Source organism: Citrobacter sp. TBCS-14 (assembly GCF_005280805.1).
In the GTDB taxonomy this organism is placed as follows: domain Bacteria; phylum Pseudomonadota; class Gammaproteobacteria; order Enterobacterales; family Enterobacteriaceae; genus Citrobacter; species Citrobacter gillenii.
This window is the reverse complement of the sequence record NZ_SZWM01001193.1, coordinates 214-473: the sequence shown is the minus strand read 5'-3', so window position 1 is coordinate 473 and position 260 is coordinate 214. Positions and strand designations below refer to the sequence as shown.

Annotated in this window: 1 protein-coding gene; it reads left to right on the top strand. The window is 50.0% G+C overall.

Translation table 11 applies throughout. The annotated features are described in order from the left end of the window. On the top strand, nt 1-260 hold a 260-nt coding region (locus FDX22_RS32195), incomplete at both ends, for a BamA/TamA family outer membrane protein (protein WP_255433077.1).

Genomic DNA, 260 nt, shown 5'->3' with positions numbered 1-260 from the left:
GGTGGCCGTGTCTTCTATAACGACTTCCAGGCGGATGATGCAGATCTGTCCGACTATACCAACAAAAGCTATGGTACGGACGTAACGCTGGGCTTCCCGGTCAACGAATACAACACGTTGCGTGCAGGCCTGGGTTATGTACATAACAAACTGTCCAACATGCAGCCGCAGATTGCGATGGATCGTTATCTTGAATCCATGGGTGAAGACAATACCAACAGCTTTGCCGCGGATGATTTCACCTTCAACTACGGTTGGAC